The organism is Microcoleus sp. BR0-C5, from assembly GCF_036705045.1.
GTDB lineage: Bacteria > Cyanobacteriota > Cyanobacteriia > Cyanobacteriales > Microcoleaceae > Microcoleus.
Map to the genome: position 1 here is coordinate 117,510 of NZ_JAUBTR010000010.1, position 16,256 is coordinate 133,765.

Here is a 16,256-nt window from a genome sequence, read left to right on the forward strand (position 1 = left end):
AAACAAATATCCGTATGTAGGTGAACTCGGAAACCGGGTTTCCGAGTTCACCTGCGCCAAGAGAGTTGTCGGACGATCGATCGCCCGACACACACTAACCAAAAATCACCTCCGGCGGCGCCATGTCAGCCCCCATCATCAATCCCCCGTTATTAGACTTCTTCAAGCCCGGTTGAGGTGCTTTTTCTGGGGTCTTCTGAGCCGGTGCAACTGAGGCTGGCGGTGTCACCTGCGGTTGAGGTACTGCCTGTGCTCCTGGCACCACGGGTTGCTGCGACAGCCAACCCAAACCCCCTACAGCCCCAGCCATCAAAGCGGTGTAGCCGATGTACAAATGCACCGGACGCATTTGAAAGCCTTCGCTTGACTCGGATTCGGAAACCGACACATACATACTGGGAATTGGACTGGGAGCGGGTTTGGGCAAAGCATTCGCCATAGCGCTGCCGTCTAGTCCCAAGGCGTCGCCGAGTCTGCGGATAAAACCTCTCACGTAAATATCTTGGGGCAGTTTGTCGATTTCCCCATTTTCGATCGATTCGATGTGGTGCAGCGGCACGAGAGTTTGACTGTGGAGTTGTTGCAGGGATAGGGAGCGAATTTGCCGTCCCTTACGCAATTCTCTACCCAACTCCCGCAGGCACTCTTCTCGCTGTTGAACGGCTAAAGCTGCTTCTTCTTCCTTGGTGAGTTTTTTTGGCTTCTTGGGAAAACCGAACCCTGGGAAGGATTTTCCGGGGACGGTGACAGTTGCAGGTGGAGCCGACTCGACTTTAAGTTCGTCTTGGGGCGCTTGTTTGCTGTCTTCAGAAGTGTTACTGTCTCGATCGGAATTTTCAGTTTCAGACTCGGTTTGGGGCGGCGCTTCGACACTAGCGCTTCGCCAGTAGAAGACAGGAACAGCTACTGGTGGCTCCAATTCTTGAATTTCTGTCACCGTCTCAATGGCGGGACTTACAGCAGTAAAACTCTCTTGGGGTACTTGCGGTTCAATTTTGTTTTGTTTGGGAAATCGATCGAATGCGAGCTTGACGGCTTCTCTGCTAACCGCTCTAATTAAAATTTCGGCAGCGGAGGCTGCTTCGCCCAACATTGTTTGCAAGCTAGCTAGAGCTTGGCTATAGGTGTCGCTACAGAGGAGTTCAGTTTCTATTTGACCCAGGACAGAACGAAAACTTTCTTGAGAAATTTCAATAGTTGGGTGATCTGTCACCCCAAAATAAGCCTCGGGTTTCAGTGCCATGATATTCATTTTGTCTTAGTAGAAGGTATCTGAGTACGTTCTTCGACAGGTTGGCAGTGATTCCGGATGTCGGTTGGGGGAGAGTGGGAGTGTGGGGCATCGGGCATTGGGCATCGGGCATTGGGCATCGGGCATCGGTTCCCCCTCACCAATAACTATTGTTTGTGGATACGATCGAGCAACCAAAGAGCCCCGAAAATCCCGACAAAATGGGCAACAGTGGCGTGAGTATTGGCGAGTACCACAAATATATCTAGGGGCTGAATAAATCGGCCCACATCAACTGCGGCACCGAACAAGGCTTGCGGCTGAGCTAGAGATTTGGCTAAAAGCGTGCCGCTGATGGCTTCTGCGCCGATCAGAGTCAGCACCATTCCCGATAAGTTGCTCATCAGTGACAGCCGCACCTCTTTGATGGTGTCTGCTTTTTTGGGGCGGACTGCGTTACCGGGCGATCGCAGTTGTCTCGACAAGCGGGTGAAGCGGAAAGAGCGATATACGCTGTAAGCGAGTACGGCCAGCCCGCAAATGGCAAAAAACACGCCGCCGCCGGTGCCGGCACTGGTTGAACCCGCAGCGGCGCTAGCCCTGGGGAGGGCGAAGGGGATGGCAAAGAGCAAAATGATCGCCGCTACCACCCCTAGCACTAACTGTACCCAGAAGCAAACCCAGCCTGTTGTACGAAGGGCAAAGGCTACTCGCTGTGCGGCGATAGGAAGCTTATCGTTATCTAACTGATTAGTCATATTTTGAGCGGGTATAATTAATTGGCATTAGTTGGCAGCAGTTTTTTCTCTTCGGGGACGGTTGACGGCGGTTAACCCTCTTTATAATAGAAGTAGCAATGTTTAAGATTTGTAACTAACATTGAATTTCACATTTGAATAGCGTCGATCGCCAGGTACCCAAAGCAATGACACAACTACAACCCACCGTCACTCCCAAACTGGAACAGCCAAAGTTTGGCTTCAACAGCTACGCGGAACGCCTTAACGGTCGAGCCGCGATGATCGGTTTTTCTCTAACTTTAATTATCGAGTATGTCACAGGCCAGGGCTTGCTGTCCTGGTTAGGTCTCAACTAATTTTAGCAATGGCGCGGTCAGCCTCACACTTTGTCTTGACTCGAACGGCAGCGGGTGTGACTGCTGCTGACCGCGACAATTTCGGGAATTGATTAAAATATTAATTAGAAACAAGCCCAGCGACTTCTCTGCCGAGAGAGTTCTGTTCCCGAATGCAATAGCTGGCTTTTGGAGGTATATATGGGGTGGAATTTTGATTTGACAAGCTTGGCAATTTTGCCTCGCTCCCGTACAATTCCCCACAGGCGAGAAGATTAATTTAGGTGAAGCTAGTCTTGGAGCTAGAAATCCCGATCGTTCCGCCAACTCTAAGTTTTAGAGCTTGTAAATAAATATAGAACAGAGTAAAACCAAATGAATGCTTCGTGGACGCGACTGTTGAGGTCAGCTTACCGTAGAGAACCAATTACCAGCTTTGTTGTGACAGTGGGCGTTGTCGATGCCGCCATCGGCAGCATGGGTGCGAGTGGCTCTTTATTGGCTTTTGGGCTTGGCACCGCTGGGGTGGCGATGGCTCTCCGCTGGTGGCAATTTTACCGCTCTGGAGCCGAACAAACCGCACCTGCTCCCGAATACTATCTTCCTCCTCAGTCTTCTAGACCTCAGTTGCCCGTGCTTAACGTGTCTAAAAAAAATCCTCCTTATTAAGATTACTGGGCAATGGTGACTGGGCGATGTGCCGATCGACTCCCTGGATCTGAGGCACTAAAAGATAGGGCAAGAAAGTCTTTCGATCTTGGATGCTTGGTGTATGAATATTTCTGTTGCCGAGAAACTGTACAAAATTGGCTCTGTAGCTGCCTGTAGTGGTTTGTCGGTGAAAACTGTTCGTTACTATGAGGAGATGGGCTTGCTGTCTCCTGCGGTAAAGCGATCGCCCGCTGGTTATCGCTTGTTTGGGGAAACGGTATTCAACAGGTTAGCGTTTATTAAACGATCTCAGACTCTGGGTTTGAGCCTTCAGGAGATTAAGGATATTTTACAGGTTCGCGATCGGGGAGAGTTGCCTTGCTCTGAAGCGAAGCAGCATCTCACGGCGAAGGTAGAGGAAATTTCCGTGCAAATTGCAGCCTTAGAAACTTTGAAGAGGGAGTTGCAAGGCATTCTCAACTGCTGGCAAGAGCAACCCTCGCAGGCGAGCATTACTAGCACGATTTGTCCGAACATTCAGCGGGATTGAGCAGCGGAAAGATACAAAAAAAGGGAAGGAATTATTGGTTTCCTTCCCTTGATGCTTTTGTTGGTGGTTTTGTTGGTGGTTTTGTCGATCGTTTTGTCGATCGTGTTGAGCTTTTAACTGTTTTCGCAGAGTTTGCTGTTGCTTCTTGAGTTGCCGAGCCCTGGCTGAGCCGCCTTTACCTTTGGAGTTTCTGCCCTCGCTACGAGGAGACTCCCAACTTTTTAGTCTCATATTTTTTATTGTTTGCACTACTCTTATAATACACCGCCCGATTTTCACTGTCAAGTATTTGTTAGAGCGATGTTTGGTAGTATCAACTGTTGAGTGATTGGGATTTGCTAAAGGCATAGCGATGGTGCGCCCATAAACACCCTACGGCCCGATGGTGCCCCGATAAGCACCCTACAATTAGAGTTTTTTGTCGGATGCCGTTAACAGCCCTAATTGTGTATATTTATCAGTCCAAATATCCGGCGGGTATTTCAGCATCTGTAAAAATTGGCAGCGTTTCCCAAATTTTCACCCATTCGGGAAATTGGGCTACTTTTTTTAGCTGGAGCGACAATTCTATTAAGGAAAATCCTAAATTGTGGAAATCTTGAATAAGTTCGGCTTTCAAGAAAATTTCATTTTTAGCTAAATCGGGAGCATTAGTCGCAATGACAATGCTGTTGCCGGTTTCTAAATTGCATATATAAACTTGTGCGAACACAGTTTGAATTGTTTTCACCGCTGCCGCATTAAACTCTTGTTTGTGGAACAGGTGGACAATTAGAACACCTGCGCTTGACAAGCGAGTTTTGCACAGTTGGTAAAATTCTTGTGTCACCAATTTATAGGGCATATAGCCGCTGCCAAAACCAGCATCCACGAGAATTATATCGTTTTTTACTGTGGAATCTTGTTGGGCTAGATATTCGCGCCCGTCTTGAATGGCTACTTTGAGTCTGTCGTCGAATTGAATGCCAAAAAATTTTTGAGCTACTTCGACTACTTTTTGGTCAATATCTGTACATTCGACTATCGCGTTAGGGAAATAGTGGTGGAAAATTCTGGGGAGGGTGCCGCCACCAAATCCGATTACATAGATTTTTTTTGGGTGGTTTTTCCAGACTAATGCTAGCAGCACGGATCGGGAATAGGGAAAGATTAAATTTAGTGGATTGTTGAGGTCTAGGATTGATTGAGCTACATTTGTGATTAAGGTTTCTCTGTCGGCTAAAAGCAGTAGTAGCACTGAGTTTATTTTTTTTACGGCGATGCAGTTGTCGCCGGAGTTTTGTTGAAATAGGAAGCCGTCTGGCTGTTGGTGAAGCCAATTGATTTGTTGGTGAATAGCTGCTAAATTGCTAGTTTGTCGATCGCCTTTATAATCAGTCATACGATTTTAGATTTTAGATTTTAGATTTTAGATTCAGGGTAAACGCATCTTAACTTTAACCCAAAATATGCTACAATTATATCCGACTAATTTTTTATGTGGTTTATGGTAGCTCATGAGTGTGATCAATGGCAAGAGGTTTTAGTAAAGCTGTAACTTCCCAACAAAAACAAACAGATTCATTGCCTTCAATGAATCTTTTAAATGCCAGTTTCTTAGAACATTTTGCCAACTTGAAAGAGCCAAGAATAGAAAGAAGTAAAGAACATTTGCTCAAAGATATTATCGCGATCGCTATTCTAGCTATCATCAGCAGTGCGGACGGATGGGTGGCAATAAAAGCCTATGGTAACGCCAAATATGGATGGTTAAAAAGCTTTATAGAATTACCGAATGGTATACTATCTCGTGACAGGTTTAGTCTCCTTATTTGCCCGAATTGAACCGCAGCAGTTTCAAGAATGTTTTTTGAGTTGGGTAAATGCGATAATCGGGGAATTAGAACTAAACGTGATTGCCATTGATGGCAAAACAATGAAACAATCTTATGACCGAAATGAGCAGCAAAAAGCCCTACATATAGTCACTGCATGGTCTTCATCTCATTAATTATTTTTACGTAATAAAAAATAGATAAAAAATTTAATGAGCTAGATGAGTATCAAGCCGTAGAAGGGCGGCTGAGTGTGTCGGAGTTAGTTTGAATAATTCATGTAGGGGCGATTCCCTACGGGATAGCTGCGCTTCACGCCCTTTGGGACAAGTTGGGATGTAAGGGCGATCGCTAAACTTGTCAGGTAATTATGGTAATCTAAAAGTTAGGTAACTAGGACTGGCAAGAATGGAGGAATGTGACAACACAATTTTTCTGTCCATATCTCGATAGCGAGGTTGAACTCACTGAAGAGCGAGAACTACATATTGTCGATACACATCCCGATTTGCTACCATCTTATCAGGAAAGAATTGCTAAAACTCTAGCTGACCCAGATGAGGTTCGATGTGATTTACGTTTCGGCAATACTTTTCTATTTTCACAGCAGTATGGTAAGGGTCGCAAGGGTAGGTATGTTGTAGTAGCTGTGGTGAATGATACAGTTCCCAGAGAGCGCTATTGGATCGTGACAGCTTACTTAACAAAAAATGTTACCCAAGGAGAGATAATATGGCAGAAAAACTAACTTTTAAATACGATGCTATTGGGGATATTTTGTACGTTAATAAATGTTCACCTTATGCAGAGCAAGAATCGCAAGAACTAGAATATGGAATTGTGGCTCGTCTCAATCCTGACACGGAGGAAATTGAAAATCTGGAAGTTATGTTTTTCTCAAAGCGGTTGCGAGAGAGTAATGTATTTGAATTACCGATTGTGGGTAAGTTGCACTTGAGTCAGAAGGCTTAAACAAGAATAGATTAAATCTGTATAAAATAGTGTATTCTCAACCGAAATGGCACGAAGGCTTGGGATTTTCGTGGCTTTTTTGAAAAACACAGGCGAGGGGCGATCGCGCTTTTTGACAAGTTGGGACGTAAGGGCGATCGCACTTTTTCACAAGTTGGGAGATGAGGGGCGATCCCTCCAGTTTATTAAACAACAGAAAAATCTACATACCATTCAGGTAGTAGATATCATTCATGGCTCCTCCCCAATCTCGCACATCACTTAACTGTGCTTTGATAGCATCGACAAGCGACTTAAGAGCTTCTTCAATTTCATTAGGATCTGTATCTAAATGCGCCTCCGTAAGAGCATTCCACCTATCTTGGAGAAGATAGCTAATTGTTTGACAATATTTTGAGCCTCGGGCATGGTGCTTCTGATGAAAATTTTTTGGTAAGGGCATCAAGTTGTCGTCGCCATCTTTGTTAAAACGATTATATTTCTCTGCTGCAAGTACTAATTCACTCTCATTACAAATGAAGTGGGGAATTACATGGTGATTGCAAAAACCTCCCCCTGCTGACGGATAATTCTTATTCTTAAGTTGTTGCATCAATTCCGATTTTTCACGATCGGGAAGAAGATAAACCAGATCCACAGGTGAATTTAGTGGTTTCCTGCATACAATCTTGCCTTGACTGGCTTCCTTGATTATCAGTTCTCCAGTCGAGCCATCATACATAATCAAATATTCACCAGGTTTTATGTTGTATTGTATGCAAAATACTGAACCTGGCAGGATTGATTTTCTTGTCCACTGTCCAATACCCATTAAATTACCCCAATTCACCAGTGAGTAGTTTGAGAAGAAGAAGGAAGATAATTTCCATTTCATCATCATCACTTATTGCTTTTTTAATTTGAGAGCGCAGACCCAGACTGTCTAAACCTCTTAGTTTTCGGAAAACCTTTTTTTCCTCTGGGTTTAGTTGATTATTTCTGTCTGCTTTTTCAAGCTGGTTGCCAAAATTTTGTAATAAGTCTTCAACTCTCATCTCCTCAAGTTCTCTTCGGAATTTTTTAGAGTTAAATTCTTCAGGTCTTCGTTTAGGAGTAAAATCCGGAAGATTTGGAAGCCTAACACCTCCAAGTGCCAAAGCAAATGCAATGACTCCAAACACCAATCCAAATGCGATCGTGAAGCACCACTTTATTATAAACCAAACTACCTTCCAAATTCTAGAAAGGACTTGGGAAGTCCTCTCATTAGGATCTATGGACGATGACTTTAGTTTTACCATATTACTGTTGATACTCATGCCAAGTTTAAAAAGTCAACTTTACGGCAATTTTTTTGTGGATTTTTAAGAGTTAGTTGTAGAATATCATCTCATTTCATTCTCGTCATTAGCAAAGAGTTGGATTTAATAGCCATTTTTCAGGTAAACTATATTGAATAAAGTAGGATTTAGTTGCTAAAGTATCAAACTGTAGGATAGAGTAGGATAACAATAGGCAAAACCAAACCCATTACTCCACTTATGGACGTTCAAGAAGTCTTACAGTGCGCTGACAATCTTGTATTCGCCAAAACGGAAAAACACCTCGATCATCTACAAGAAGCTATATTACGCGGCACTTGGCAACGCCAAAAATACCCGGAAATAGCCAAAGCTTGCCACCGTAGCGAAGCTCATGTCAAAAAGGTCGCAGCAAAATTATGGAAACTTCTCTCAGAAACATTAGGTGAAGACATCAATCAATCGAACTTTGGATATACAGTGGAAAGATGGCTATTCTCGAACAGTTTTTCAATTACGGGAAATAACTGCGTGCAGATAGGTAAAGTCTCCTGCGATCCTTCTCACTACCCAAAAGCCTCACAATCTGAATCGTTACAAGAGGAAACTTTTAACGAAAAAACCAGCAATTCCGAACGGAAAATACATTTAGATTTAGCTGATGCACCAGAACCCAACCTATTCTATAACCGCACATCCGAACTCACCACCCTCGAAAACTGGATTTTGGGCCACACCCGCCTCATCACCATCTTAGGCTTATCCGGCATTGGAAAAACCGCCCTTACACTCCAACTAATCTCACAAATTAAACACGAATTCGACTACATCATCTGGCGAAGTCTCCGCAACTCTCCACCACTGGCATCACTCCAAACCGACTTAATTAAATTCTGTAGGGGCGGTGCCCCCGTGCCCGCCCCCTCCGTGCCCGCCCCCTATCCAGAAGAAAGGGCAACCACGGGGGGATTGCCCCTACTAGAATATTTACGATCGCACCGCTGTCTCATCATCCTCGATGATATCCAAACCATTTTCAGCAGCCAACAACTCGCAGGAAATTACCAACCAGGATATGAAAATTACGGCGCATTCTTCAAACAACTAACAGAATCATCCCACAACAGTTGCTTAATCCTCCTGAGTTGGGAAAAACCCAGAGAAATCGCCGCATTAGAAGGCGAAAACCGCCCCTGCAAATCTCTGCAACTCAACGGTTTAGGCGCGGAAGCACAAGAAATATTTAGAGAAAAAGGTTTAGCAGAACCGGAGAAATGGTCAGAACTAATCGACCTTTACCGAGGCAATCCCTTATGGTTAAATATAGTTGCAACTATGATTCAAGACTTATTCGGCGGTAGCGTTTCCGAATTCCTCTCCTATGATACCCTATTCTTAGGTGACTTAGAATCACTCCTGCACCAGCATTTCGATCGCCTAACCGCATCCGAACAACAAGCTATGGGTTGGCTAGCCAATACCCCCGAACCAGCCGATATCTCAAAAATACCAGAAAACCTCCAAGTATCACCGCCAGAACTCTTGAAAGTCATGCAATCTTTAGGACGACGGTCATTAGTTGAAACAGTAAAACAAAATGGGCGATCGCACTTTACGATCGGGCAAGTAATCAGAGAATATATAATCAACAAAAGCCGAAACAAAAACTGATAAACTTATCGCTCTGCTAAACTAGAGCTAAGATAGTAAAAATTTATAGAGGTATGCTAAACTTGTGAATAGGCAGGATTTACAGAACCTAGCACTCACTCGACTTGAAGAAGTAGAAGTGCTGCTCAACAATCATAAATACTCAGGTGCTTACTACCTCAGCGGTTATGTGATTGAATGCGCTTTAAAGGCTTGCATTGCCAAGCAAACTCAGGAATTTGATTTTCCTGACAAGAAAAATGTTATGGACAGTTACACCCACGATTTAGAAAAGTTGGTTAAAGTTGCTAAACTTGATAAAGAGTTAAAGTCTCTCCTCGACGATCCTAATTTTTCATTGCGATGGTCTATGATCAAAGACTGGTCAGAAGAAAGCCGTTACCAAACACATAGCCAACAAAAAGCCCTGGATATATACTTAGCAATTACTGACCCCACTCACGGAGTTTTACAATGGCTACAGCAACATTATTAAGTCACGAAATAGCAGAAGGTCAAAGACTAATAGACGCTCTAAATGCAGCAAATCTATCAGTTGACTCTGCTCTCTGGAACTACGCACCAGAACCAGAAACATGGCGGCTAATGCTCACTTCACCTCTGTACGATAGCGAAGGGCCTCTTAAAACTTATGGGGAAATTCTGTCAGTCTTTCGCGAAGTTAAACCTGAATTGAAAATCGATTGGACAGCCCTCGTAGCAGTAAGCCCAAAACATGACTTAATTGAGGGCTTACGTCAGATACAACAAGATTGGAATTTAGACTTATCAGGCAGAAGAATGACGAATGATCGGATTAATCAGACGTGGATCGAAGATGCTTACATTTATCAAATCAAGTGAGTTGACAGAGCAAAAAATAGCTTAAAATAGGTGCGATAGCTCTCCCTCTCACCTAACCTTTAGGATTACTATATTAATGAAAATCGCCACCTGGAACGTCAACTCAATCCGCACCCGCCTAGAACACGTTACTAGCTGGCTGCAAACAAACTCCCCAGACGTTCTCTGCCTCCAAGAAACCAAAGTTATAGACAAAGACTTTCCCCTAGAACCCTTCATCAACCTCGGCTACAACTGCTACATTTCCGGTCAAAAATCCTACAACGGCGTCGCCATTTTTAGCCGATCGCCCCTGTCACAAGTCAGCACCGGATTTGCCCCCATTCTCGGCGACGAAACCGCAGATATTTTTGACGAACAAAAACGCCTAATAGCCGGGGTTATCGACGATATTTGCATTATTTGCGTATACGTTCCCAACGGTTCCGAAGTCGGCAGCGAGAAATATGAGTACAAGCTAAAGTGGCTCAAACTGCTGCAAGAATACCTCAAAATAGCACTAGATAAATCCCCCAATTTGTGCATTTGCGGCGACTTCAACATCGTCCCGGACGATCGAGATATCCACAATCCCAAAGCCAATGCTAACTCCGTCGGCTTGTCTGTCGCCGAGCGCCTCGCACTAACAGAAATCATAGAATTAGGATTAAACGACCCCTTTCGCAAATTCACATCAGAAGGAGGTCATTATAGCTGGTGGGACTACCGCGCCGCCGCATTTCCCCGCAACAACGGCTGGAGAATCGACCACCATTATCTCAGCCCTCCCCTGTACGAACAAGCAAAAAACTGTACAATAGACATTGCTCCCAGAAAATTAATCAAACCCAGCGACCACGCCCCCGTAATTGTCGAAATTTGATTTATAAGTTATAACATTCATAATACTCACATCGGGCACCATTCTCAATAAACTCTTCAGTCCTCTTTAGAGGACTTAAGCTTTGAGGCAGGGGTTTAAACCCCTGCCGGACTATGACGGTAGGTGCAATATTTCAATAACAACCAACAACTAAAAATCATGTTCTTAGTAACCGGAGCAACAGGCGCACTAGGCCGCCGAATTGTACGAGAAATCAGACAGCAAGAGAAACCTGTCCGCGCCTTGGTTCGCCTCGCATCTCGCTACTCAGAACTAGAAAACAGAGGCGCCGAGATTTTTATCGGCGACTTGAAACAAGACAAAGATATTAAAAAAGCCTGCCAAGGAGTGCAGTACATCATCAGCAGCCACGGCACCGGCGGCGACGTTCAAGCAGTACACTACCGCGCTAACATAGAATTGATCGACTGCGCCAAAGAAGCCGGAGTGCAGCACTTTGTATTTATTTCGGTACTGGGAGTCGATCGAGGATACGAAGATTCCGCAGTATTCAAAGCCAAGCGAGAAGTAGAAAAATACCTGCAAAACAGCGGCTTGAATTATACCATCTTGCGGCCTGCAGGTTTTGCTTCCAGCTTGTTACCGCTAGCAGAAAGATTTCGAGAAACCGGACTTTACCTGCTGATTGGCGACGGCAAAAACCGCACCTCTGTTGTCAGTACCGACGACTTAGCAAAGATTGCCGCAGACTCGCCAACAGTCGAAGGCGCCCGCAACCAAATTCTGCGAGTCGGTGGCCCGGATGTGCTCACAAGGGATGACATTCCCCGCATTTTTGCACGCTTATTCAAGCGGGAACCGATGGTAATCAACCCGCCGCTGATGGTGTTTGACGGTTTGAGAAATGCGTTGGGTTTATTGAATCCTCAAGCTCAAAAAGACTTAGGAACTTTGCGCGTACTGCTGGGTAACGAGTATTTCTGCACTCCCGAAGAAGTGCAAAACTTGGAATCAATCTACGGCATGAGAATGGAATCATTAGAAAGCTTTCTGCAGCGCAATTTGAGCGTTTAAAATGCTAGTTATTCTCGTTACCAGGCAGAGCCTGGTAATGAAAATCCGGAGGCTCTGCCTCCAATTTGTTGTCTCATTTTAATGGAGGCAGAGCCTCCCGATATGCGTTCCCAGGCTCTGCCAGGGTACGAGCAAAAGGTAGCCCCAAATTGCCACTGGAAACCCGTTAAGCAGAAATAGGTAGTGGTTCAGCACCAATATAGCTCGTAACTGCGATCGGCGGAGAAGTCGGCTTAGCAATCAAATAACCTTGAACAAAAGTTGCTCCCCGTTCCCGCACCCACTCAAACTCCTCCAAAGTTTCCACACCTTCAGCAACAGTTTTAATTTCTAATTGAGCGGCAATTTCTAACATCTTTTCAGTAATTAGGGCCTTATAATAATCTTGATGGACGTTGCGAATCAATTGCATATCCAACTTAATAAAATCTGGACGCAGTTGGTGCATCAAATTTAAATTAGAAGAACCGCTGCCAAAATCGTCCAGAGCAATTAAAAATCCCGCTTCTCGGTAAAACCTCAGAATATTAATTAAGTGATCCATATCAGGAGGGTGCTGAGATTCCGCTACTTCAAAAACAATATTGCTGTGAGGAATTCCCGCTTCATCGATAGCCTGTACTGTTCTTCGCAGGCACGTAGCGGGATCGTAAACTGAAGTGGGAGAAAAATTAATAAAAAGTAGTTCTTTGATATCGTAAACATGGGCTTCGCGGATAGCGCGAGTCCGGGCTAAAACATCTAGTTGAAAAATTAAGCCTGCTGATTCTGCTTGGGCAAAAATCCTACCCGGATAAATTAAGTTTCCTTGCTCGTCAATTCCTCGGAGCAGCGCTTCGTGGGCAAAAATTTTAGAAGTATCTGAGGTATAAACAATGGGCTGAAAATGTGTAGTAATTCGTTCTTCGGACAATAAATCTAACAGCCAATCAGAGTTACTCAAATTAATAAAACTGTCTAAGGAAGTGCTGCGATAAAAATCGCTAAGTTTTGGCTGTTCAACTTCGCGCATCCACAAAACTTTTGTCTCTTTCAACTCTTGATTTGTCAGCACCGATGATGCTAGGGCGTTAAACTTTTCTTTGGCTATTCCCTCAAGCATAATGTACAAACACTTGCTCTCTTCTAAAAGCTTGAATTCAAGTTTAGCCTTAGCCAGTGCCGAAATAACCTTGGTCAGCGTGTGCGATACTGGAAACCACAGGTACAGACCTCCCCTGCCCTCTATTTTTTCGGGTACTGTTTCGCAGCGAGAGCATGAGCCGAAGGCTTTGCCACTTATTTGCATTGGAATATCCTCCGGTTTTCGGGTTAATTTTAGACCCGCTAAGAATTAGCTTTTATTATAAGCTCATTCAGCTATTAATTCATCTATCTCAAGATGTAAATCTTAATGAACTTGTATTTAAGAATTATTGCAGTATTTATACTTGCCTCCGGTTTTAAACCTTGGTCAAAGTTCTCAGCATTGAGCAAGTACCTGTGATTAAACACAGTCCCAAATCATCACAGAGGGAGAAGGCAAAGACTTGTTCTCTAGTCTCTACTGCTGCTCTGATTGTTTACGTTTTATTCTATAATTCCGTCTGCCAAAACAGTCGCTAGAGTTTATTTTTTACCAAAGGCAAATTAACACGCCCGTGAAGCACCGCTATCCCGTACGGAATCGCCCGATCGACTAATTTATGCGTACCACAAATACACAGCCAGACGATCGCCCAAAACACACTCACTGGCTGGGGCATATCCAATTTAATTTTATAATCGGGATGACAGGATTTGAATTAAGCTCTCGGAACTATTCTACCACTTTCCGCCATCCTAGCCCATTTTTTCGCTCAATCTAGACAACCTGTTTTGCGTCTGAGCGAAAACTGAGCAGGCTGCTGTATTCTTTACACAGTAGGCGACTCAGCACTATGGAGAATTAAGCGAAAGATGAGCGAAAAATCTAATTCAGTCACCCTCAGCACATCCGCTGACTACCTTATTGGGTATGAGCGGATTTTGGACTACTTCAAGCAAGCACAGAAAGAATGCCCGTGCGATTCGTTGAAGCGTGAATCACGGTGAAAGCCCGTACATAGCCCTTCCAGCCACAAGGCTGAACTCTCGGTCTGATAAGGGTGCAAGCCCCTTCTGCCAGACTCAGGTATGACTCCCTATCTGCCCACACCGACCAAGCTCGATTCTTGGAGAGTGAAGCTCTTAACTGGACGCAATCAGACATCTATTGTGGGATGACACTGGCGTTAATGGGGAGTTCCAATGGTGAAACTGAGCCTATAAAAGTAACTTACTTTCAAGCGGGACACAGCCCATAAATCCCGACTTCACTGGAGACTATTCCCGCCGAGTTTGAGGCATGATATCGGTAAGAGTCCAGGGAATCCAGTAGTTAAAGTGGCTACACCTAAAGGAACAAACAATCACGGCCGAGGGAACGAATAAAAACGAATTGAGGGTCTAGGAGAAGTCGAACTCCAAAGTAGGCCAGACGAGCAGCGGAACTCCCTCAGTTCGGGTAGGATGCGGCGTAATTGCTGCAAGGTGTTCAGAAAACATAAGTTGGGAAAGAGCATGATTAGACACAGCAGTAATGCTAGTGAATCTTGGAAAACGTTACCTTGGAAGAAATTCCGACGGGACTTATTCCGCCTACAAAAACGAGTGTTCAAAGCGATTCAAGTTGGAGACAAGCAGAAAGCGAAGTCCCTTCAAAAGCTAATTCTGAAATCCACGGCTGCAATCATGTTGGCGATACGTCAAGTAACTCAACTAAATGCTGGCAAAAAGACTGCGGGAATCGACGGAAAAGCCTCACTCACACATGAGGAAAGGTTGGCGCTGAGTGAAAAACTCAGAACCCAAAGTAACAACTGGAAACATCAGAAGTTGCGTTCAATACCAATCCCTAAAAAGGATGGGAGTACCCGCCTCCTAAAGATACCTACTACCGCAGATAGAGCGTGGCAATGCCTCGCAAAATATGCCTTAGAGCCAGCTTGCGCGTTGCAACCTTCCACTCCCGGAGTTACGGTTTTAGAACAGGACGGTCAGCGCATGACGCGCAGAAATTTTTGTTCCACAATCTACGCTCCCAGAGCAATGGAATAGAAAAACGAGTTATCGAACTCGATATCGAAAAATGCTTCGACCGGATAAGCCACATCAGTATCATGGAACGACTCATTGCTCCAATGGGCATCAAGGCCGGAATATTCCGCTGTCTAAAATCAGGAGTTAATCCAGAATTTCCAGAACAAGGAACTCCGCAAGGGGGTGTGGTTAGTCCATTACTCGCCAATATCGCTCTCAATGGGATTGAGCAGATACACCAATCAGTTCGCTACGCGGACGATATGGTAATAATTCTCAAGCCCAAAGATGACGCAACGGCAATACTTGATAAAGTCAGCGAATTCCTGGCAGAACGCGGGATGAAAGTTAGTGAAAAGAAAACTCAGCTAACGGCTACGACAGATGGATTTGACTTCCTCGGTTGGCATTTTAAAGTGCAAAACAACGGGAAATTTAGATGCGTTCCATCAGCGGACAATTTTAGAGCTTTCCGTCAGAAGGTAAAACACATCGTTAACAACTCGAATTATGGTGCTACGGTCAAGGCTGAGAAATTAGCCCCTGTAGTTAGAGGTTGGAGAAACTACCATCGCTTTTGCAAGATGGACGGATCTAAAAATTCGTTATATCACATTAAAACAAGGGCATTTCAGGTATTCAACAAGGAAGCAAAACAGAATCGCTATACTGTCAAGAAACTGATAGAAAAAGCATTCCCAGCGGTTCCTTACTCCGAAAACAAATTTGTCAATGTCAAAGGTGAGAAATCACCTTATGACGGAGACATAGCCTATTGGAGTGAGCGCAATAGCAAGCTCTATGACGGCGAAACCTCTAAAGCTTTAAAACGGCAAAACCATAAATGTGGGAAATGTGGCTTAAAAATGCTAGGCGATGAAAAGGTACATCTGCACCACGTAGATGGTTGCCACAGTAATCGGAAAATAAACAACCTCTTAGCGGTTCACGAAAGCTGTCACGATTATATTCACATGAGCAAAGGCGCAAGTCAAGAACATCGGGAGCCGGATGCGGTGAAAGTCGCACGTCCGGTTCGTGCGGTTCGTTTCTACGAAACTAGCCTGTATGGGTTAGGGGATTAGAGCCTTTACGCCGCCTTGGGTGCAAGCCCTAAAAGATAGTAAAGGTAACTTCAGTTGAGTGTGAGTGCGTCAAACTCAAATTTGACAA

Annotated in this window: 22 protein-coding genes; 15 read left to right on the top strand and 7 right to left on the bottom strand. The window is 44.5% G+C overall.

The window, feature by feature from the left end; translation table 11 throughout:
* Positions 1 to 94: 94 nt before the first annotated feature.
* Positions 95 to 1,243, bottom strand: coding sequence for a helix-turn-helix domain-containing protein (locus QUB08_RS07305; protein ID WP_333224121.1), 1,149 nt, complete (start codon positions 1,241 to 1,243; stop codon positions 95 to 97).
* A 155-nt stretch (positions 1,244 to 1,398) separates the two neighbouring features.
* Positions 1,399 to 1,989, bottom strand: a complete 591-nt coding sequence (locus QUB08_RS07310) for a DUF3611 family protein (RefSeq protein WP_333224122.1) — start codon at positions 1,987 to 1,989, stop codon at positions 1,399 to 1,401.
* A 167-nt stretch (positions 1,990 to 2,156) separates the two neighbouring features.
* Here QUB08_RS07310 and QUB08_RS07315 point away from each other — a divergent pair, with 167 nt between their 5' ends.
* From QUB08_RS07315 to QUB08_RS07330, 4 genes are all read left to right on the top strand, one after another.
* On the top strand, positions 2,157 to 2,327 hold the full coding sequence (locus QUB08_RS07315) for a hypothetical protein (protein WP_172186391.1): 171 nt from the start codon (positions 2,157 to 2,159) through the stop codon (positions 2,325 to 2,327).
* Positions 2,328 to 2,681: 354 nt separating this feature from the next.
* Complete coding sequence (locus QUB08_RS07320; RefSeq protein ID WP_333170200.1) at positions 2,682 to 2,975, top strand: hypothetical protein; 294 nt, start codon at positions 2,682 to 2,684, stop codon at positions 2,973 to 2,975.
* Between the two features lie 103 nt (positions 2,976 to 3,078).
* Entirely contained in the window at positions 3,079 to 3,507 is a 429-nt protein-coding gene (locus QUB08_RS07325; protein ID WP_333224123.1) for a heavy metal-responsive transcriptional regulator, read from the top strand.
* Positions 3,504 to 3,656, top strand: a complete 153-nt coding sequence (locus tag QUB08_RS07330) for a hypothetical protein (RefSeq protein WP_333224124.1) — start codon at positions 3,504 to 3,506, stop codon at positions 3,654 to 3,656. Before QUB08_RS07325 ends, QUB08_RS07330 begins: the two co-directional genes overlap by 4 nt.
* 308 nt (positions 3,657 to 3,964) lie before the next feature.
* On the opposite strand, the gene QUB08_RS07335 is transcribed toward QUB08_RS07330, so the two are convergent.
* Positions 3,965 to 4,888 carry a fused MFS/spermidine synthase gene (locus QUB08_RS07335; protein ID WP_333224125.1) on the bottom strand — a complete coding sequence of 308 codons (924 nt, stop codon included), beginning with the start codon at positions 4,886 to 4,888 and terminating at the stop codon, positions 3,965 to 3,967.
* 128 nt (positions 4,889 to 5,016) lie between these two features.
* Between QUB08_RS07335 and QUB08_RS07340 the strand changes: the two genes are divergently transcribed.
* The 3 genes from QUB08_RS07340 to QUB08_RS07350 all read left to right on the top strand — a co-directional run bounded on the left by QUB08_RS07340 (position 5,017) and on the right by QUB08_RS07350 (position 6,293).
* On the top strand, positions 5,017 to 5,331 hold the full coding sequence (locus QUB08_RS07340; protein WP_333224126.1) for a transposase family protein: 315 nt from the start codon (positions 5,017 to 5,019) through the stop codon (positions 5,329 to 5,331).
* 408 nt (positions 5,332 to 5,739) lie between these two features.
* Positions 5,740 to 6,069 (top strand): hypothetical protein, encoded by a 330-nt coding sequence (locus QUB08_RS07345; RefSeq protein ID WP_333142692.1) that lies wholly within the window; start codon positions 5,740 to 5,742, stop codon positions 6,067 to 6,069.
* The gene (locus tag QUB08_RS07350; RefSeq protein WP_333224127.1) at positions 6,054 to 6,293 is read left to right on the top strand and encodes a DUF2283 domain-containing protein; all 240 of its coding nucleotides are present in this window, start codon (positions 6,054 to 6,056) and stop codon (positions 6,291 to 6,293) included. Before QUB08_RS07345 ends, QUB08_RS07350 begins: the two co-directional genes overlap by 16 nt.
* 202 nt (positions 6,294 to 6,495) lie before the next feature.
* Here QUB08_RS07350 and QUB08_RS07355 read toward each other — a convergent pair whose 3' ends face one another.
* Positions 6,496 to 7,104 carry an AHH domain-containing protein gene (locus QUB08_RS07355; protein WP_333224128.1) on the bottom strand — a complete coding sequence of 203 codons (609 nt, stop codon included), beginning with the start codon at positions 7,102 to 7,104 and terminating at the stop codon, positions 6,496 to 6,498.
* 4 nt (positions 7,105 to 7,108) lie between these two features.
* Entirely contained in the window at positions 7,109 to 7,453 is a 345-nt protein-coding gene (locus QUB08_RS07360; RefSeq protein ID WP_333224129.1) for a hypothetical protein, read from the bottom strand.
* Between QUB08_RS07360 and QUB08_RS07365 the strand changes: the two genes are divergently transcribed.
* From QUB08_RS07365 to QUB08_RS07390, 6 genes are all read left to right on the top strand, one after another.
* The gene (locus tag QUB08_RS07365) at positions 7,440 to 7,640 is read left to right on the top strand and encodes a hypothetical protein (RefSeq protein WP_333224130.1); all 201 of its coding nucleotides are present in this window, start codon (positions 7,440 to 7,442) and stop codon (positions 7,638 to 7,640) included. The genes QUB08_RS07360 and QUB08_RS07365 overlap by 14 nt on opposite strands.
* Before the next feature lie 173 nt (positions 7,641 to 7,813).
* Entirely contained in the window at positions 7,814 to 9,244 is a 1,431-nt protein-coding gene (locus QUB08_RS07370; protein ID WP_333224131.1) for an NB-ARC domain-containing protein, read from the top strand.
* A 64-nt stretch (positions 9,245 to 9,308) separates the two neighbouring features.
* Positions 9,309 to 9,719 carry a HEPN domain-containing protein gene (locus tag QUB08_RS07375; RefSeq protein WP_333224132.1) on the top strand — a complete coding sequence of 137 codons (411 nt, stop codon included), beginning with the start codon at positions 9,309 to 9,311 and terminating at the stop codon, positions 9,717 to 9,719.
* Positions 9,698 to 10,087 (top strand): hypothetical protein, encoded by a 390-nt coding sequence (locus QUB08_RS07380; RefSeq protein WP_333224133.1) that lies wholly within the window; start codon positions 9,698 to 9,700, stop codon positions 10,085 to 10,087. Before QUB08_RS07375 ends, QUB08_RS07380 begins: the two co-directional genes overlap by 22 nt.
* Positions 10,088 to 10,163: 76 nt before the next feature.
* Positions 10,164 to 10,949, top strand: a complete 786-nt coding sequence (gene xth / locus QUB08_RS07385; protein ID WP_333224134.1) for an exodeoxyribonuclease III — start codon at positions 10,164 to 10,166, stop codon at positions 10,947 to 10,949.
* 159 nt (positions 10,950 to 11,108) lie between these two features.
* Complete coding sequence (locus QUB08_RS07390) at positions 11,109 to 11,984, top strand: SDR family oxidoreductase (RefSeq protein WP_333224135.1); 876 nt, start codon at positions 11,109 to 11,111, stop codon at positions 11,982 to 11,984.
* A gap of 166 nt (positions 11,985 to 12,150) precedes the next feature.
* On the opposite strand, the gene QUB08_RS07395 is transcribed toward QUB08_RS07390, so the two are convergent.
* Together QUB08_RS07395 and QUB08_RS07400 are read right to left on the bottom strand one after the other, a co-directional pair.
* On the bottom strand, positions 12,151 to 13,272 hold the full coding sequence (locus QUB08_RS07395) for an EAL domain-containing protein (protein ID WP_333224136.1): 1,122 nt from the start codon (positions 13,270 to 13,272) through the stop codon (positions 12,151 to 12,153).
* Positions 13,273 to 13,585: 313 nt separating this feature from the next.
* The gene (locus QUB08_RS07400) at positions 13,586 to 13,729 is read right to left on the bottom strand and encodes a hypothetical protein (protein WP_333224137.1); all 144 of its coding nucleotides are present in this window, start codon (positions 13,727 to 13,729) and stop codon (positions 13,586 to 13,588) included.
* An 835-nt stretch (positions 13,730 to 14,564) separates the two neighbouring features.
* Here QUB08_RS07400 and QUB08_RS07405 point away from each other — a divergent pair.
* Together QUB08_RS07405 and QUB08_RS07410 are read left to right on the top strand one after the other, a co-directional pair.
* Positions 14,565 to 15,101 (top strand): reverse transcriptase N-terminal domain-containing protein, encoded by a 537-nt coding sequence (locus QUB08_RS07405; RefSeq protein ID WP_333224138.1) that lies wholly within the window; start codon positions 14,565 to 14,567, stop codon positions 15,099 to 15,101.
* The gene (locus QUB08_RS07410; RefSeq protein ID WP_333224139.1) at positions 14,990 to 16,168 is read left to right on the top strand and encodes a reverse transcriptase domain-containing protein; all 1,179 of its coding nucleotides are present in this window, start codon (positions 14,990 to 14,992) and stop codon (positions 16,166 to 16,168) included. Before QUB08_RS07405 ends, QUB08_RS07410 begins: the two co-directional genes overlap by 112 nt.
* Positions 16,169 to 16,256 lie beyond the last annotated feature (88 nt).

Excerpts from the sequence above, each read along its gene's own strand:
- QUB08_RS07355 (WP_333224128.1), bottom strand. The coding sequence starts at position 7,104 with ATGGGTATTGGACAGTGGACAAGAAAATCAATCCTGCCAGGTTCAGTA.
- QUB08_RS07325 (WP_333224123.1), top strand. The coding sequence starts at position 3,079 with ATGAATATTTCTGTTGCCGAGAAACTGTACAAAATTGGCTCTGTAGCT.
- QUB08_RS07400 (WP_333224137.1), bottom strand. The coding sequence starts at position 13,729 with ATGCCCCAGCCAGTGAGTGTGTTTTGGGCGATCGTCTGGCTGTGTATT.
- xth (WP_333224134.1), top strand. The coding sequence starts at position 10,164 with ATGAAAATCGCCACCTGGAACGTCAACTCAATCCGCACCCGCCTAGAA.
- QUB08_RS07405 (WP_333224138.1), top strand. The coding sequence starts at position 14,565 with ATGATTAGACACAGCAGTAATGCTAGTGAATCTTGGAAAACGTTACCT.
- QUB08_RS07310 (WP_333224122.1), bottom strand. The coding sequence starts at position 1,989 with ATGACTAATCAGTTAGATAACGATAAGCTTCCTATCGCCGCACAGCGA.
- QUB08_RS07370 (WP_333224131.1), top strand. The coding sequence starts at position 7,814 with ATGGACGTTCAAGAAGTCTTACAGTGCGCTGACAATCTTGTATTCGCC.
- QUB08_RS07380 (WP_333224133.1), top strand. The coding sequence starts at position 9,698 with ATGGCTACAGCAACATTATTAAGTCACGAAATAGCAGAAGGTCAAAGA.
- QUB08_RS07390 (WP_333224135.1), top strand. The coding sequence starts at position 11,109 with ATGTTCTTAGTAACCGGAGCAACAGGCGCACTAGGCCGCCGAATTGTA.
- QUB08_RS07365 (WP_333224130.1), top strand. The coding sequence starts at position 7,440 with ATGACTCCAAACACCAATCCAAATGCGATCGTGAAGCACCACTTTATT.
- QUB08_RS07395 (WP_333224136.1), bottom strand. The coding sequence starts at position 13,272 with ATGCAAATAAGTGGCAAAGCCTTCGGCTCATGCTCTCGCTGCGAAACA.
- QUB08_RS07350 (WP_333224127.1), top strand. The coding sequence starts at position 6,054 with ATGGCAGAAAAACTAACTTTTAAATACGATGCTATTGGGGATATTTTG.
- QUB08_RS07320 (WP_333170200.1), top strand. The coding sequence starts at position 2,682 with ATGAATGCTTCGTGGACGCGACTGTTGAGGTCAGCTTACCGTAGAGAA.
- QUB08_RS07335 (WP_333224125.1), bottom strand. The coding sequence starts at position 4,888 with ATGACTGATTATAAAGGCGATCGACAAACTAGCAATTTAGCAGCTATT.
- QUB08_RS07305 (WP_333224121.1), bottom strand. The coding sequence starts at position 1,243 with ATGGCACTGAAACCCGAGGCTTATTTTGGGGTGACAGATCACCCAACT.
- QUB08_RS07315 (WP_172186391.1), top strand. The coding sequence starts at position 2,157 with ATGACACAACTACAACCCACCGTCACTCCCAAACTGGAACAGCCAAAG.
- QUB08_RS07340 (WP_333224126.1), top strand. The coding sequence starts at position 5,017 with ATGGCAAGAGGTTTTAGTAAAGCTGTAACTTCCCAACAAAAACAAACA.